The organism is Larkinella sp. C7, assembly GCF_006149005.1.
Lineage (GTDB): Bacteria > Bacteroidota > Bacteroidia > Cytophagales > Spirosomataceae > Larkinella.
On the sequence record NZ_VBSL01000001.1, the window covers coordinates 910,091 to 925,644 of the forward strand.

Genomic DNA, 15,554 nt, shown 5'->3' on the forward strand with positions numbered 1-15,554 from the left:
AGTCGAATACCGTATCTTCAAAAACTACCATAATCTTTCAGGGTACTTGCCTTCCTCGTGCAGCCTCTTGAACGACGCCTGTACCAGCGGTTTGTCATCCGGGTACGTAACGCCAAACCATTCCGACTGGCTACGGAATACCTGACACTGACCCTGGTTCCGCTGGATGAGATTGGTCATGATGGTCGGGATGTAAAACTCGGCTTTGGGTGCGTTGTAATTCGCGCGGGCATAATCGGCAAACTGCTCCTCGACGAGTGGAAAAACCGCCGGTTTGAAACCCCAGAAATTCATTGAAACCGGGGTGTCAGGTGCCAGCACCGTCAGGCCATTCGCTTCTTCAAACACAATCTGACCCGCGTCGTCTCCCTCACTTTGCCGGTAGATTTTGGTCCTTTCAATCACCGACGACAGGGTTTCATCGGCATTGAGGTCGCAAACACCCCGCGAAACCGAGCCGTAATCCGACAGCGTATTTTGAACTTCGTAGCCTACCAGGGCCTGCATCGCATCGTCGGTATTGGTCACCAGAAAGTCGGCCAGAATCCGAAACGCTTCCTGCCCGTAGAAATCGTCGGCGTTGATGACCGCAAACGGCGTATCGGTTTGCTCCCAGGCGCAGAGCATGGCGTGGCCCGTTCCCCACGGTTTGGTCCGCTGAATGGTGCCCAGTTCTTCCGGTACGTAGGAATCCAAGGCCTGGATTGCAAAATCCACTTCGATTTTACCGGCGAGCTTCGGCAAAAAGATCTCTTCAAAATCCTTCCGCAATTCTTCGCGAATGATGAATACGACTTTGCCGAAACCGGCCCGAATGGCATCATATAAGGAATAGTCGATAATCGTCTCACCGTTCGGACCAAATTGATCCAGTTGTTTGATTCCACCGTAGCGGCTGCCAATACCGGCAGCCAAAATCAGGAGCGTGGGTTGCATCAGGTTTATGGAGTTGAAAGTTAAGCCCCAACCGTGCGATGGTCCGACCCCTAAAGGAGGGCTTTAAAAATACGGATTTAAATAGCCCCCTTCCGGGGTCGGACCGTCGCACGGTTGGGGGTAATCGCGGGCAAAAATAAGGAAATGCTGATTGCTCTCTACACAGCGTTGTATTAAATGCACTTTACGGCTTGCAAATCCATAAAATCAATTTATAAGAAAATTATTTCCTGAAATTGTTCAATATAATTCTAGAAATACGTTATAATTGTAAGCAAAACAATAATTAGCAAAACAAGTATTATTCCATACCTTTCATCTACGCCCATGCCTTTCTATCACACATTGGGTCAGATCCCGCCCAAGCGACACACCCAATTCGAAAAACCGCCGGGCCGCGACGGTGCTGGTGGGCTTTACTACGAGCAGTTGTTCGGCACGATCGGTTTCGAGGGCATGTCGTCGCTGCTTTATCATGTCCACCGGCCCACGATGGTCAAAGCGGTGCTGGAAAGTGTGGAAAAAACGCCGGTTGTGGCGGTTGAGAAGAACATTCTTTCGCGCAAGCTGCTTGGTTTCAATCTGGAACCCACCAACGCGGATTTTCTGGAAAGCCGTATTCCTTTGTTGGTCAATAAAGATGTGATCGTGGGACTGGCGGCTCCAACCCAGTCGATGACAGATTCCTTTTACAAGAATGCCGATGCGGATGAACTGGTCTTTGTTCACCGGGGTTCCGGGCGGCTCCGCACCTTGCTGGGTACCATTCCGTTCGAATACGGGGATTACCTGATCATTCCGCGTGGCATGATTTACCAGATCGAGTTCGACCGGGACACGCAACCGCGATTGCTTTATCTGGAGTCGCATTCACCGATTTATACGCCCAAACGATATCGCAACCAATTCGGTCAGTTGCTCGAACATTCGCCGTTTTGTGAACGCGATATCAAACGGCCGCAAAACCTCGAAACCCACGACGAAACCGGCGACTTTCTGATCAAAATTAAGAAGCAGGGTGCGCTGCATTCGCTGGTGTATGCCACGCACCCGTTCGACGTCGTGGGGTGGGATGGCTATAACTATCCGTACGGTTTTTCAATTTTCAATTTTGAACCCATCACCGGGCGCGTTCACCAGCCCCCGCCGGTTCACCAGACGTTTCAGACCGACGCTTTTGTGGTTTGCTCGTTCTGCCCGAGGCTCTACGACTATCATCCCAAAGCGATTCCGGCCCCGTATAACCATTCCAACATCGACTCCGACGAGGTGATCTATTATGTCGACGGCGATTTTATGAGTCGCAACGACATCGCGCCGGGCCACATCACGCTGCACCCGGGCGGTATTCCGCACGGCCCGCATCCCGGCGCGATGGAACGGAGCATTGGCAAAAAAGAGACGCACGAATACGCCGTGATGGTCGATACGTTCCGCCCGCTCATGCTGACGGACGCGGCCCTGCAACTGGACGATGGGAAGTATTACAAATCCTGGATTGACTAAATCATCAACAACCAATGGAAACCGCAGAATTGACACAAACGAAACCGGCCACCGATGCGGCAAAAGACTTTCTGCCGCTGAATGGCACCGATTATATTGAATTATACGTCGCCAACGCCCTCCAGTCGGCGCACTATTTCCAGACGGCGTTTGGTTTTCAGCCGCTGGCCCATGCCGGGCTGGAAACCGGCTGGCGCGACCGCGAATCGTACGTCGTCGTTCAGGGCAAAATCCGGCTGGTGCTCACCTCGCCCCTGCACGGCGGTACGGACATCGGTCAACACATCGACAAGCACGGCGATGGTGTGCGGGTAGTGGCCTTGTGGGTCGATGACGCAACGAAAGCCTACGAAGAAACCACGCAGCGGGGGGCCATTCCGTTTATGGCCCCCACGCGCGAGGACGATGCGGACGGTTTTGTGGTTCGGTCGGGCATTCACACCTACGGCGACACGATCCATATTTTTGTCGAACGGCGTCAGTATGGCGGTGTTTTTCTGCCCGGTTACAAAACCTGGGAGCCGGAATACCACCCGGACGACGTGGGTCTGAAGTACGTCGATCACATGGTCGGCAATGTGGGCTGGAACGAGATGAACATCTGGGTCAATTTCTACGCCAATGTAATGGGATTCAGCCAGTTGGTATCCTTCGACGATAAGGACATCTCGACCGATTACACGGCCCTGATGAGCAAGGTAATGAGCAACGGCAACGGTCGCATCAAATTCCCGATCAACGAACCCGCCGAAGGCAAAAAGAAGTCGCAGGTGGAAGAGTACCTGGATTTCTACGGTGGCCCCGGCATTCAGCACATTGCCGTGGCCACGGACGACATTGTAAAAACCGTCACCGCTTTGCGCGACCGCAGCGTGGAGTTTCTGAAAGTGCCGACGACTTATTACGACGATCTGCTCGACCGGGTGGGCCACATCGATGAGGAAATCAATGCGCTACGGTCGCTCGGCATCCTGGTCGACCGTGACGACGAAGGCTATCTGCTCCAGATTTTCACAAAACCAGTGGGTCCGCGCCCGACCCTGTTTTTCGAAATCATCCAGCGGAAAGGTGCCAAATCATTCGGAAAAGGGAACTTCAAAGCCCTTTTCGAAGCCATCGAACACGAGCAGGAATTGCGGGGAACGCTTTAACAATTGTGAATGAGCGATTGAGTGAATAGCTCCGCCATTTTTTTCCTCCGATGAAGTATTCGCTCAATTACACAATCACTTAATGAAAATGGATCAGGCATACGACACCTACACCGCCGACGACCAGGCCGTCTGGCGGTTGCTCTTCGAACGGCAGATGACACTTTTGCCGGGAAAGGCCAGTCAGGCTTATCTGGACGGCATCGATCAGGTCGGTTTTGTGGCCGATCATATTCCGGACTTTGAACGCGAGCTGAATCCCCGCTTGCTAAAGCTCACCAACTGGCGGGTTTCGGCGGTGCCAGGTTTGATTTCCAACCGCGCGTTTTTCGAACTCATGTCAACTCGCCACTTCCCGGCCACCACCTGGTTACGTCGGCGCGAACAACTGGATTATTTGCAGGAACCGGACCTGTTTCACGATACGTTCGGGCATGTGCCGATGTTGTCGAACCAGGCATTCTGCGATTTCCTGGCGGCTCTGAGCCGGATTGCACTCGCCCACGTCGATCATCCCGAAGCCATTGACATGATTTCGCGGCTGTACTGGTATACGGTTGAATTTGGCTTGATCCAGGAATCAGAATTGCGGATCTACGGCGGGGGCATTCTGTCCTCGACGGGCGAAACCGCCTACAGCCTATCAGATCCACGGCCGAATCGCATTCCGTATGAGGTCGGAAAACTGCTGCAAACGCCCTACGTCATCGACCGGTTTCAGGACCAGTATTTTGTCATTGAATCGTACGAGCAACTGTATCAATCCATTCCGGAAATTGAAGAGAAACTGGAAGAATTGTTAGTCACTTAGTTTGGACTACTTTTGTGGTTGGGTTTTGTCATGCTTTTTCGCGGGATGATGAAGCCTGTCGCTCCGGCGTACGAACCCTAGAAAACCGCTATCAGACGAATGACGCATCCCTCCGATCACCGGGCTTATTTTTTTAAGATTGACACGACCATCAAGAAAATTCGGAATGCGCTCCAGAAGCAGTTCAACGAAACCGGTTTTGACTTGACCGTCGATCAATGGGTGCTCATCGATCACCTCTACCGCAACCCCGGTATCAGCCAGAATGTGCTGGCCGATCTGACGACCAAAGACGCCCCGACCGTGACCCGGATGATCGACCTGCTCTGCAAAAAAGGATTGACCGAACGACGCATGGCCGAAGAAGACCGCCGGAAATTTCTGATTTTTCTGACCCCCGAAGGCCAGACCAAATACGACGAAGTGCTGCCGACCGTGGTCGATATTCGACGGAAAGGCTGGGGCGACCTGAGCGAAGAAGATTACCAGCATTTCGTCCGGATTATGGATTCGATTTACAACAACATCAGTGAATGACCCTTCCCTACGGCATATTCAGCACCGACGGTTCCAATCCCCGCGTGGGCGTCCGGCTTGACAACCAGATTCTTGATCTGGAAATGGTCGGCCGGCTCGGTTTTTTCGATGACTTGGCGTTTGATCTGAAAGTATTCAAAAAACCGGTTCTGAATGATTTCATGGCGTTGGGAAAACCGCTTTGCGGGATCATTCGCCAGCGCCTGATCGACTTGCTGAGCGATCCGGAAAAACCGCTCGATGTCTTTGCCGACTTCGTGTTGACCGATGCCGAAGCCGCAACGCTCCACCTACCGATTCGCATTGGTGATTACACGGATTTTTACGCCAGTGAAGAACACGCCAGCAACGTGGGGCGCATGTTTCGTCCGCAGGCTGACCCCTTGCTGCCCAACTGGAAACATTTGCCGGTGGCTTACCACGGGCGGGCGTCGTCCATTGTGGTTTCCGGAACGCCCATCAAACGGCCGAACGGCCCGTTTTTAGGCCCGGACCAGCAGCCGGTTTTCGGTCCTACCAACGCGCTGGATTTTGAACTGGAACTGGGCATCGTCATCGGAAAACCGTCGGTTCTGGGCGAGCCGGTTTCGGTCAACGACGCTGAAGACTATGTGTTTGGGCTGGTGTTGTTCAACGACTGGTCGGCGCGCGACATTCAACGCTGGGAATACCAGCCGCTGGGGCCGTTTCTGGGGAAAAATTTTGCTTCGTCGATGTCTCCCTGGGTTGTGCCGCTGGAAGCACTCGATTCCGTTCGCATCGACGGCCCGAAGCAGGAGCCAACGCCCCTCCCTTACCTGCAATCGGGCGGACGAAAGCACTTCGACCTTACGCTGGATGTGGTTTTACAGACATCCGATAACCCGGATGAGGTCGTTATCAGCCGGACGAACGCACGGCATCTTTATTGGGATGTGGCCCAACTCATTGCCCACCACACCGTCAACGGTTGCAACCTGAACGTTGGCGATTTGCTGGCGACCGGAACGATATCCGGCTCAACGCCTGGCAGTTACGGTTCCTTACTCGAACTAAGCTGGAACGGAACCCGCCCGCTGACCCTGCCCGACGGCTCCTCCCGGACGTTCCTGCAAGATGGCGATACGCTGATTCTGCGCGGCTGGGCCGATGAAAAACGCGTCGATTTCGGCGAGGTTCGCGGTAAAATCGGTGCTTCAACCTAACACCAGCCGATTGATTTTGCCCCGGTTTTTTTGGTAAAACCACAAAATCACTTTTAGATTGCTAACCGCATCCATGACTGGCGAATCCGGCTTTAAAACGACAACAGAGCGGTTTTTTGGTAGTATATAATTATAATCGGCGCGATTTTTGCACTTTTCATGGACAAACTATAGTTTTGACCAACTAAACCCGCCCATGAAAAAACCAGTTGAAGACTTTTTAGCTGACTATAAACCGGAAGTTCGCGACCTTGCGCTGAAAGTTCGGGAGCTGGTTCGGAGCGTGCTGCCCGAAGCACACGAGTCCGTTCATACCGGCTACAAAACGATTACCTACGGAACCGGCCCCCGGATGTCGGACGAAATCTGCTACATTGCGCCACTCTCCTCGAGCGTCAATCTGGGTTTCAATTATGGCACCCAACTGCCCGACCCGAACGGTTTGCTGAAAGGAACCGGGAAACTGCTGCGGCACATCAAATTTGAATCACCCGACGAAATTACGACCTCCGGCCTGACCGAGTTGCTGGAAATGGCCAAAAATCACGGAAAATTCTAGCGTTTTGACTGTACTGTGAAACATCAAATGATAAATACTAAATATAAAAGTCTGGAAACGCTGACTCAACACTTTTACATTTAGTATTCATCATTTGATATTCGACATTCAATTATTTTTTACTTCTTTACGCCCATCCGGGCCAGGTAAGCAGCCATTGGTTCCAGATCCATCTGCTTCCGGCGCTGATCGACATTAGCCTCATCTTCAATGGGATAGACATCTTTCTGACCCTGGTTGTTGATGTGAATCTGGGTACCGTACACTTGTTTTTCTTTCTTTTGAACCTTCACCTGATCAGTCAGAAAAGCCACCCCGGCTTTGTCAAGTTCATTCTTCTGGGCTGCTTCCGTTACCATCGGCAAATATTTTTCGTGAACCGCCCGGTCGACGCTGTGCTGAATGATCAAAAAGGCGACCTGATCCAGCGGTTGACCCACCACACTCTTACCGGGATAGCCGCCGACCTGCGCGATGATTTTTTCTACTTCGGTCAGGTGTTCTTTGTCCATGTCCTTGATTTTCTGCCGGGCGTCCTGCGATTCTTTCGCACCCCAGCCGTATTGGCGTTCAATGGCGTCGTAGGCCGCGCGCTCTTTCTGGTCTTTTTCGTAAATCTGCGTCAACCGCTTGCGAACGTCGGCCATCGCTGCGGCATTTTTGGTAGCCTGCGCCCACAAACCAGTACTAAAAAGGCACAGAAGAATGAGAGAAAGGAATTTCGTTTTCATAATTGTTAATCAGTCGCTTACTAACAGGTGATTTGGTGAAAACCGCTTTTCGGCTCACAAGGTTTATTTTTTTTAATACCCCACCGACGTATTATCCGCCCGCGGGTCCGAAGCGCCTTCGAGCGTGCCGTCGGGCCGGCGCAAAATGCAATCCATGCGACCCAGCGAATTGGTCAGTTGTTCGAGTTTATAACCCCGCGCCTGAAGTTTCTGAATCGTTTCCTCCGAAAAAGCGCCATTTTCAAAAATGGTATTGTCAGGCAACCACTGGTGGTGAAACTTCAGGGCGTTCACCGACTGCTGCATTGTCATGCCGTGTTCCAGCACATTCAGAATCGTCTGATATACCGAGGTGATGATGGTCGAGCCGCCCGGCGTCCCTACCACCATATACAATTTTCCGTCCTGTTCCACAATCGTCGGCGTCATCGACGACAGCATCCGCTTGCCCGGCGCGATGGCATTGGCCTGATTGCCAATCAGTCCAAACATATTGGGAACGCCCGGTTTCACGCTGAAATCGTCCATTTCGTTGTTCATCAGAAAACCGGCACCGCCCACCACCACGCGGCTGCCGTAGCCCCCGTTGAGGGTGGTCGTGATCGAAACCGCATTGCCTTCCTGATCGACGACCGAAAAGTGGGTGGTTTCCAGACTTTCGTAGCCCGGCAGCACACCGCCTTTCACGTTTTTGCTGTCTGTTGCTTTGGCAAAGGTAAAATCGGACCAGCGGGTTTTCAAATAGTCCTGATCGATGAGTTGCGTGACCGGCACTTTCACAAAATCCGGATCGCCCAGGAACTTGGCCCGGTCGGCATACACCCGTCGCTCGGCTTCGATCATCACCTGCACCGTCGAGTCACTGTTCCAGCCCCAGCGACGCAACGGATACGGTTCTACCAGCCGCAGTAACTGCAACAACGCCACCCCCCCACTGGAGGTCGGCGGCATGGTAATGATTTTGTAGTTTCGGAACGTACCCACCAGCGGATCGCGCCAAACAGCCTGGTAACTTTTCAGATCGTTTTCCGTGATGATGCCGCCCCCCCGCTGCATTTCGGCCACCAGCAATCGGGCGGTTTCGCCTTCATAAAAACCGGCACGTCCCTCCTGCTGAATGCGTCGCAGCGTTTGCGCCAGATCCTTCTGAATCAACAATTCACCGGTTTTCCAGTCCGTCGTGTCGGCTTTCATGAAATACCGCTTGTCCGGGTTCACCTGCAAAAACGACTTTTTGGTGCGGTTCAGGCCCAGGGCTTCGCGCTCGGTCAGGGCCACGCCTTTTTCGGCCAGGTCGATGGCGGGTTGCAGCACCTGCGCCCACGTCAGCCTGCCAAACCGGCGGTGTGCTTCCACCATGCCCGCAACCGAACCCGGCACTCCGCTCGCCAGATGACCCGTAATGCTAAGCCGGGGAATGACGTTCCGGGCCGAATCCAGGTACATGTCCTTATGGGCTTTTTCGGGGCCTTTTTCGCGGTAATCGAGCGTGTAGGCCTGTCCGGCTTTGTCCCGAAAAACCATAAAACCACCCCCGCCAATGTTTCCCGCTCCGGGATAAACAACCGCCAGCGCAAACTGGACCGCCACGGCCGCGTCGACCGCATTGCCACCCGCTTTCAGGATGTCCACACCCACCCGCGAGGCTACCGGGTGTGCCGATGCGACCATTCCATTCCTGCCGGTAACCGCCTGTCGGTCCGAATAATAGGGTCCGGATTTACGCTGGGCGGTTGTTTTTTTTTCGTTATCGTACTGATATACACCGGAACTCTGACGAACACCCGGTGTCTTTGAACCCGTTCGGCAGGCACCCAGAACAACCAAAACCAGGATTATGGTATTATTGATAGATAGAATTTTCTTTTTCATAATTCGGGAATTCGTAAACCACTAAACTACAAAAACTAACCAAACATCCGCCGAAACGACCTTCGCCTTCAAATCGTTTGGTAGATTCCGACGGGTCTGATACCTTTAATCTTCTATAAACCGTCAATCCCTTGAAATTCATCCGTCAGACGTACGAAAGCTTCCGGTTCGCGTGGCAGGCCCTGCGCTCGAACCTCCTCAGGACCACGCTCTCGCTGCTGGGCGTGACCATCGGCATTTTCGCCATCATTGCGGTTTTCACCATTGTGGATTCGCTCGAACGGAACATCAAGGATAGCCTTTCGGGTATTGGCGACAAGGTGCTGTACGTTCAGAAATGGCCCTGGGTCTTCGACGGTAATTTTCAGTGGTGGAAGTATTTCCAACGCCCGGAGCCATCGATCAACGAATTCAAATTTTTGTCCGACCGGCTGGAAAACGCCCAGGCCGTGGTGGCCATGGACTTCAAAGGCCAGGTGACGGTCAAAAACGGCAACAACAGCATCCAGGCGCTGATTCAGGGAACCACGATGGATTACAACAAGATTTCGGAAGTGCCGGTTGAACAGGGACGGTATTTTTCCCAGCAGGAAATCGATGCCGCCCGCAACGTGGCCATTGTGGGTGCCGACGTTGCCGAAACCCTGTTTCCAAGCCAGATTCCCGTCGGCAAAGAATTCAAACTGAACGGATTGAAATACGTCGTCATCGGCGTTCAGGAACGAAAAGGCGAAAGCCTGGTCAACTTTGGCGGAAATCCCGACAACAAGTGCATCATTCCGATTGGCGCTTTTGCCAAGATGTACCATTCCATCAATCCGAGCATCGACATTGCCGTGAAAGGGTTCGATCAGGATGAAGGACTTCTCGAACTGGAAAGCGAAATTCGGGGCCTGATGCGCGCCCGGCGGGGTCTAAAACCGTTGCAGGAAGATAACTTTTCGCTCAACCGGCCCGACGCAGCCGCCAAAGCCATCTCCAGCCTTTTTGCCGTTCTGACGGTGGCCGGGTGGGTTATTGGCAGTTTTTCGATCCTGGTGGGCGGGTTTGGCATCGCCAACATCATGTTCGTGTCGGTTAAAGAACGCACCAATCTGATCGGCATCCAGAAATCGCTGGGGGCTAAAAACTACTTTATTTTGTTTCAATTCATGTTTGAAGCCGTTTTTTTAAGTTTAATTGGCGGCAGCGTCGGCATTTTGCTCGTTTATTTGTTGTCATTTATGAAGCTGGGCAGTCTGGTGATTATCCTGTCGCCGGCCAACATCATGCTGGGGCTGGGCGTATCAAGCATCATTGGCACGCTTTCCGGTATTTTACCGGCCCTGGTAGCAGCCCGGATGGACCCCGTCATTGCCATCCGGTCCAAATAACCGAATTGCAATTGCCGCCCAAAAACCATTCATTTGTATGCATAACGTATCAAACCTGAGCATTATCCAATGAGACGCATTCTGATTCCCCTGGTCTTTCTTCTTCTTGTATTTGGCATATTTTATTACCTGACCGCCTGGAGTTACAGCGACGGCGAACGGGCCGGTACCATTTCCAAATACAGCCGCCGGGGATATGTTTTCAAGACCTGGGAAGGCGTTTTGAACGTCGGCGGTTTTTCGGGTGAAACCGGCTCGCTGACTCCGCAATACTTCGATTTCTCGGTGAAAGACGATTCGGTGGCCCAGCAAATCAACCAGGCCGTCAAAACCGGTCAGCGCGTGACCCTGCACTATGAAGAGAAGCTGGTCAAACTCCCCTGGAACGGCGAAACCAAATACTTTGTAACCGGTGTTGAAATCGTGGAACCCCAATACCGCTATGGCGTGCCCGGCCAACCGGCGTATCCGATTCAACCGGCCCCATCGACACCGCCCGCACAACAAGCGTTGCCCGCGCCGGTCGATACGTTAGGACGGGATACGTTGTAGAACGGATGGACCTTAGTCCGTGTTTTGTTTGTTGTCCACAGAAAACATGGACTAAAATCCGTGGGTACTTATGCTAAAAACCGTCAGTCTTCAACGCATTTTCCCGGACGCATTACTGGATCAATACCGGCAACAGGGTGATCCGGATGCCGATGCCGTTATCAGGTCGGTGGCAGCCCAACAGGGCCGTGAAAGCGTCGGTTTGCTGATGCGCTGGCTCGGCAATACCGCCGACTTCGACGGCCTTGACCAACCCCCGGCCGTTCAGGCCTTTATGACGACCCAGGCCCACCTCCCCGATTGGGCCGACCGCCGGAAGATGGACGTGGCCATGCGGTTTTTCAAGAAAAACGAAGTCGCCGTGGGCTTGACGCTGGGGTGTTATTCCCTGCCGTATTGCTACGCCGGAGCCGATGGCGCGCGGGTGCTCTGGCTCTCGCAGCGGATTCACAACGACACCCGGAAGCGGCTGGAAGAAACCGGCGAATGGGTATTCGGGATCATGAAACCGCGCGACTGGGAGAGTGGTAAAGCCCTTCGCCGAACCCTGAAAATCCGCCTGCTGCATGCATCGATCCGCTGGTTTACACTGCACAGCCCGCAGTGGGATCTGGTCTGGGGTTATCCGATCAATCAGGAAGATATGGCGGCTACCAATCTGGCGTTTTCGTACATCGTGATTCGGGGGCTGCGAAAAGCCGGTATTCCGATGACGCCCGAAGAAGAAGATGCCTACCTGCACCAGATCAATGTGGCCGGTTCGCTGCTGGGCGTTGCGGACGAGTTGTTACCCCGGAACCTGCGCGAAGCCTTTCACCTCGAACGCACGATTGCCCGGCGGCAGTTTCGGACTTCGGAGCAGGGAACCGGGCTGACGCGGTCGCTGCTTCAGGCTCTCGAAAACCTGGCACCACCCGCCCTGCGGAACCTCCCGGCGGCCCAAATGCGTTTCTTCCTCGGCGACGAACTGGCCGATTTGCTGAATCTTCCGGCGGTGCCGCTGGAGAAACGGCTGGTCGGGCTGGCAACTTCGCTGCCCATTTTTCCAAACTTATTGAATTCAAGTCTCCGATAAACCCTGATTTTCTCTGATCAACTCTGATTAACAAGTTTGTTATTTCACAGGGTTTATCAGAGAACATCAGGGTTTATCGGAGTTATCAAGCCTTTGATGGATATTTTACAACAGGAACCGATTGCGGCTCTGGCGACGGCGCCGGGCATAGGTGCCATTGCCGTTATTCGGGTATCGGGCGACAACGCCATTGCGCTGACCAGCCGGATTTTTCGCGGCAAAGATCTGAATCAGCAAGCTTCCCATACCGTTCATTTCGGCACCATCCGGGATCAGCAAAACGCGATCATCGACGAGGTGCTGGTGACTATTTTTCGCAGTCCATCCTCGTTTACGAAGGAAGATGTGGTCGAAATTTCCTGCCACGGTTCGGAGTATGTGATCCGGCAAATTCTGCGTCTGTTGCTGAAAGAAGGCGTTCGGATGGCCCAGCCGGGGGAATTTACGCAGCGGGCTTTTCTGAACGGCCAGTTTGATCTGGTGCAGGCCGAAGCCGTTGCCGACCTCATTGCCGCCGACTCCGAAGCCACCCACCGGGCGGCCCTGACCCAACTCCGGGGCGGTTTTTCGAAACAGCTCAAGGCACTCCGCCAGCAATTGATCGAGTTTGCGGCCCTGATTGAACTCGAACTGGATTTTGGCGAAGAAGATGTGGAGTTTGCCCAACGCGACGATCTGCGAAAACTCGTGTTGGCGATTCAGCGCGTGCTCCGGCCACTGATCGACTCATTTTCGGTCGGCAATGCCATCAAAAACGGCGTGGCGACGGTGATTGCCGGCAAGCCGAATGCCGGCAAATCGACCCTGCTGAATGCGCTGTTGAATGAGGAAAAAGCCATTGTTTCGGACATTCCCGGTACCACGCGGGATGTAATTGAGGATGAGTTATTTCTCGACGGCATTCGCTTCCGGCTCATCGACACCGCCGGACTCCGCGAAGCCACCGACACCATCGAAGCCATTGGCGTGGAACGCACCCGGCAGCAGTTGGACAAAGCCGCCATCATCGTCTACTTATTCGACGCGGCTGAAACCACACTGGCCGAAATTGCCGAAATTGAAGCGGAGTTGAAAAACCGGGCGGTGCCGTATCTGCTCGTTGCCAACAAGATGGATAAGCTGGCGGACACCGAAATCAGCCAATGGCGGGATTCGTTCGGTCCGGAACTGGTGCCAATTCAGGCCAATACCGGCAAAAATCTGGACGAAATGGCGCAGCGATTGGTCGGTTTTGTGAAAACGAACGCCATTCCCGGCAGCACCGTCGTCACGAATCTGCGCCACTACGAACACCTGACCCAAACCGATGCGGCCCTCCTCCGCGTCCTCGACGGCCTGGATGCCGGAACAACCCAGGACTGGATTGCCATCGAACTCCGCGACGCCCTGCACCACCTCGGCGAGTTGACGGGGGAGATCACGACAGACGACTTGCTGGCGACGATTTTCAGTAAGTTTTGTATTGGGAAGTAATGCCGCCTAAGTTAATGGCGAAATGCAATGAATGTTGAACCGGCGGGATGCTTTTCACGGGTCGTGTGGTAAAACCGAATCATGGAGCCTGCCTATACCTATAGAAAAAGCCAAAAACTAAGTATAGAACCCACCTGGGATAATTGAAAAGGTAAAATATTCAATTATTCCATGCTTTGGTCCCATAATTGTCGTACATTTTACTTCCACCGTAACAAATCGATAATTATGTCTCAATTTATTCAGGTTCAGCAGAACGATACGGTTATTCTTACTCGATTCATTGAGTATTTACAAAAGCAGGGACTCTCTGTTGGCCGGGAAGGAACCTACATGGGAGAAGGTATTTGGTCTTCGTTTGAAAAATATAACGTCGAAGTAGTCCTCTCCGATTTTAAAAACAGTACGGCCAATTATACCGAAGGACGGGAGATAAGTGAATGGATCGCGTACAAGTAAAAACAAACCATCACCATCGCACTTAAGCGAAGCGGATTACGCCGAAATGGTAAAACAGGCATTGGCCAGATCCATGCGGTCCGTATGCTGATTGCCAGACAAGTAAACAGCAGCACCCAATCGGTTTATCGAAATTCGGGAAAATTGCTCTTCGAAAAACAGTTGGAAAGAGGTTATGGTAACGGTGTGATCAACCAATTATCCATCAACCTGAAAAATGAGTTTCTCGATACGGGTTTGTTTCCGCTTTTAAGGCAGAATACGTGGGCAAGATGAATCTGTATCTTTCTTGGTCTCCTGATTTTGGGAAGTAACCCTTTTTTTACGTACACCCCAAACGTTAGCGCCTTCCTGTCCGTTTTTTTTAGTCAAAAACCGGCCCGATAAACCCGTGCCATTTTTTGCAACGCTATCTGAAAAAGCTTTTTTTGGGGGTAATCTTCCCCCGCCTGGTTCAGTATGCAATTGGTGTCGGCACAATGTATCGATCGGTTTGCAATCTAGTTGTCAGGTTGACTATCGTAAAAAAGCTCAAATTATATCTCAAAATAGTTCTATCTTCTACTACAGGCGGGTTTCCAAAAAACCGGCCCGGTTCAAGCTATCTTTTAGGCTACGGATTGAAGACCACCGGGTAGAATAAGCCCATAGCGCGGTTACTCATAACATACCAAATTCAGAAAATACAATTTATCCGCGAAGGGCTCCGGAAAATAATGTAGCAGACATTATTTACAAGTACGCTATTGTGTGAATGAAGCAGCAACTGATCCTGTTAAAATAAATTATTAAATTAATTATCATACAAAAAATAATTATCCTACTAGATTCAGTGGCAAAATTTTTGCTATTCATTAAATGTGATTAACCGTGTATTTATTTAAATTTTTGAATCTATTTAATTTAAAAATTTTACAATATACCGTATAATAAATAGACAAAGAAAACGGTATTTAAAATTTGACATTTATGAAAAAACAGTTTAAAGTTGCGCATACAAATTCTCTGTCTTTCCTGATTGCGAAACATACTATGAAAAAAAATAGCTTTTTTCAGACGAGTAACTAGTCCTGGCCCAAACCTCCATAGCCAGGTAGTCCCAAACAATTCTTTTGCGACATTCCCTCCAGGATGGGCAAATTAACCGTCAAAGAAGCCAGCATTCACCTCCAGATGCTGTTGTGATTGCAAAAAACAAAGAGTTACCCATTTAGATGTCAGAGTTGGAAACGGCCGGATTAAGCGACCCTTGCTTTCGCATGCTTAATTCTGTAACTCGCATTTAATCTTCAATCATCCTGCTGTCAAGAATAAAAACGCGAGCCACCTCCAGGC

At 51.9% G+C, this 15,554-nt stretch carries 15 protein-coding genes; 12 read left to right on the forward strand and 3 right to left on the reverse strand.

Annotated elements, in window-relative coordinates; genetic code table 11:
• Positions 1-24: 24 nt before the first annotated feature.
• On the reverse strand, positions 25-936 hold the full coding sequence (locus tag FH871_RS03640; protein WP_138989942.1) for a sugar phosphate nucleotidyltransferase: 912 nt from the start codon (positions 934-936) through the stop codon (positions 25-27).
• A gap of 327 nt (positions 937-1,263) precedes the next feature.
• Between FH871_RS03640 and FH871_RS03645 the strand changes: the two genes are divergently transcribed.
• The 6 genes from FH871_RS03645 to FH871_RS03670 all read left to right on the forward strand — a co-directional run bounded on the left by FH871_RS03645 (position 1,264) and on the right by FH871_RS03670 (position 6,684).
• A complete protein-coding gene (locus FH871_RS03645) occupies positions 1,264-2,442 on the forward strand; it encodes a homogentisate 1,2-dioxygenase (RefSeq protein WP_138989943.1) in 1,179 nt (392 codons plus the stop codon).
• 14 nt (positions 2,443-2,456) lie between these two features.
• On the forward strand, positions 2,457-3,593 hold the full coding sequence (gene hppD, locus FH871_RS03650) for a 4-hydroxyphenylpyruvate dioxygenase (protein WP_138989944.1): 1,137 nt from the start codon (positions 2,457-2,459) through the stop codon (positions 3,591-3,593).
• A gap of 88 nt (positions 3,594-3,681) precedes the next feature.
• On the forward strand, positions 3,682-4,404 hold the full coding sequence (phhA, locus tag FH871_RS03655; RefSeq protein WP_138989945.1) for a phenylalanine 4-monooxygenase: 723 nt from the start codon (positions 3,682-3,684) through the stop codon (positions 4,402-4,404).
• 99 nt (positions 4,405-4,503) lie between these two features.
• The gene (locus tag FH871_RS03660) at positions 4,504-4,941 is read left to right on the forward strand and encodes a MarR family winged helix-turn-helix transcriptional regulator (protein WP_138989946.1); all 438 of its coding nucleotides are present in this window, start codon (positions 4,504-4,506) and stop codon (positions 4,939-4,941) included.
• The gene (fahA, locus tag FH871_RS03665) at positions 4,938-6,125 is read left to right on the forward strand and encodes a fumarylacetoacetase (RefSeq protein WP_138989947.1); all 1,188 of its coding nucleotides are present in this window, start codon (positions 4,938-4,940) and stop codon (positions 6,123-6,125) included. The genes FH871_RS03660 and fahA overlap by 4 nt, the downstream gene beginning before the upstream one ends.
• A gap of 196 nt (positions 6,126-6,321) precedes the next feature.
• Positions 6,322-6,684, forward strand: coding sequence for a DUF1801 domain-containing protein (locus FH871_RS03670; RefSeq protein WP_138989948.1), 363 nt, complete (start codon positions 6,322-6,324; stop codon positions 6,682-6,684).
• A gap of 119 nt (positions 6,685-6,803) precedes the next feature.
• Here the strand turns inward: FH871_RS03670 and FH871_RS03675 are convergent, their stop codons facing one another.
• Entirely contained in the window at positions 6,804-7,415 is a 612-nt protein-coding gene (locus tag FH871_RS03675; protein ID WP_138989949.1) for a DUF6624 domain-containing protein, read from the reverse strand.
• A 72-nt stretch (positions 7,416-7,487) separates the two neighbouring features.
• Positions 7,488-9,287 carry a gamma-glutamyltransferase gene (gene ggt / locus FH871_RS03680; RefSeq protein WP_138989950.1) on the reverse strand — a complete coding sequence of 600 codons (1,800 nt, stop codon included), beginning with the start codon at positions 9,285-9,287 and terminating at the stop codon, positions 7,488-7,490.
• 131 nt (positions 9,288-9,418) lie between these two features.
• On the opposite strand from ggt, the gene FH871_RS03685 reads away from it, so the two are divergent.
• From FH871_RS03685 to FH871_RS34140, 6 genes are all read left to right on the forward strand, one after another.
• Positions 9,419-10,660 carry an ABC transporter permease gene (locus FH871_RS03685; RefSeq protein WP_138989951.1) on the forward strand — a complete coding sequence of 414 codons (1,242 nt, stop codon included), beginning with the start codon at positions 9,419-9,421 and terminating at the stop codon, positions 10,658-10,660.
• 69 nt (positions 10,661-10,729) lie between these two features.
• Positions 10,730-11,212, forward strand: coding sequence for a hypothetical protein (locus tag FH871_RS03690; RefSeq protein ID WP_138989952.1), 483 nt, complete (start codon positions 10,730-10,732; stop codon positions 11,210-11,212).
• Positions 11,213-11,282: 70 nt separating this feature from the next.
• Entirely contained in the window at positions 11,283-12,287 is a 1,005-nt protein-coding gene (locus tag FH871_RS03695; protein ID WP_138989953.1) for an oxygenase MpaB family protein, read from the forward strand.
• Between the two features lie 96 nt (positions 12,288-12,383).
• Positions 12,384-13,760: a tRNA uridine-5-carboxymethylaminomethyl(34) synthesis GTPase MnmE gene (gene mnmE / locus FH871_RS03700; RefSeq protein ID WP_138989954.1), complete on the forward strand. Its 1,377-nt coding sequence runs from the start codon at positions 12,384-12,386 to the stop codon at positions 13,758-13,760.
• A gap of 228 nt (positions 13,761-13,988) precedes the next feature.
• On the forward strand, positions 13,989-14,219 hold the full coding sequence (locus tag FH871_RS03705; RefSeq protein ID WP_138989955.1) for a hypothetical protein: 231 nt from the start codon (positions 13,989-13,991) through the stop codon (positions 14,217-14,219).
• Positions 14,220-14,288: 69 nt separating this feature from the next.
• The gene (locus FH871_RS34140; RefSeq protein ID WP_369008798.1) at positions 14,289-14,495 is read left to right on the forward strand and encodes a hypothetical protein; all 207 of its coding nucleotides are present in this window, start codon (positions 14,289-14,291) and stop codon (positions 14,493-14,495) included.
• Positions 14,496-15,554: the final 1,059 nt, after the last annotated feature.

What these genes read in the sequence shown, in the direction of transcription:
- FH871_RS03640 (WP_138989942.1), bottom strand. Translation starts at nt 936, where the DNA reads ATGCAACCCACGCTCCTGATTTTGGCTGCCGGTATTGGCAGCCGCTAC.
- FH871_RS03645 (WP_138989943.1), top strand. Translation starts at nt 1,264, where the DNA reads ATGCCTTTCTATCACACATTGGGTCAGATCCCGCCCAAGCGACACACC.
- hppD (WP_138989944.1), top strand. Translation starts at nt 2,457, where the DNA reads ATGGAAACCGCAGAATTGACACAAACGAAACCGGCCACCGATGCGGCA.
- phhA (WP_138989945.1), top strand. Translation starts at nt 3,682, where the DNA reads ATGGATCAGGCATACGACACCTACACCGCCGACGACCAGGCCGTCTGG.
- FH871_RS03660 (WP_138989946.1), top strand. Translation starts at nt 4,504, where the DNA reads ATGACGCATCCCTCCGATCACCGGGCTTATTTTTTTAAGATTGACACG.
- fahA (WP_138989947.1), top strand. Translation starts at nt 4,938, where the DNA reads ATGACCCTTCCCTACGGCATATTCAGCACCGACGGTTCCAATCCCCGC.
- FH871_RS03670 (WP_138989948.1), top strand. Translation starts at nt 6,322, where the DNA reads ATGAAAAAACCAGTTGAAGACTTTTTAGCTGACTATAAACCGGAAGTT.
- FH871_RS03675 (WP_138989949.1), bottom strand. Translation starts at nt 7,415, where the DNA reads ATGAAAACGAAATTCCTTTCTCTCATTCTTCTGTGCCTTTTTAGTACT.
- ggt (WP_138989950.1), bottom strand. Translation starts at nt 9,287, where the DNA reads ATGAAAAAGAAAATTCTATCTATCAATAATACCATAATCCTGGTTTTG.
- FH871_RS03690 (WP_138989952.1), top strand. Translation starts at nt 10,730, where the DNA reads ATGAGACGCATTCTGATTCCCCTGGTCTTTCTTCTTCTTGTATTTGGC.
- FH871_RS03695 (WP_138989953.1), top strand. Translation starts at nt 11,283, where the DNA reads ATGCTAAAAACCGTCAGTCTTCAACGCATTTTCCCGGACGCATTACTG.
- mnmE (WP_138989954.1), top strand. Translation starts at nt 12,384, where the DNA reads ATGGATATTTTACAACAGGAACCGATTGCGGCTCTGGCGACGGCGCCG.
- FH871_RS03705 (WP_138989955.1), top strand. Translation starts at nt 13,989, where the DNA reads ATGTCTCAATTTATTCAGGTTCAGCAGAACGATACGGTTATTCTTACT.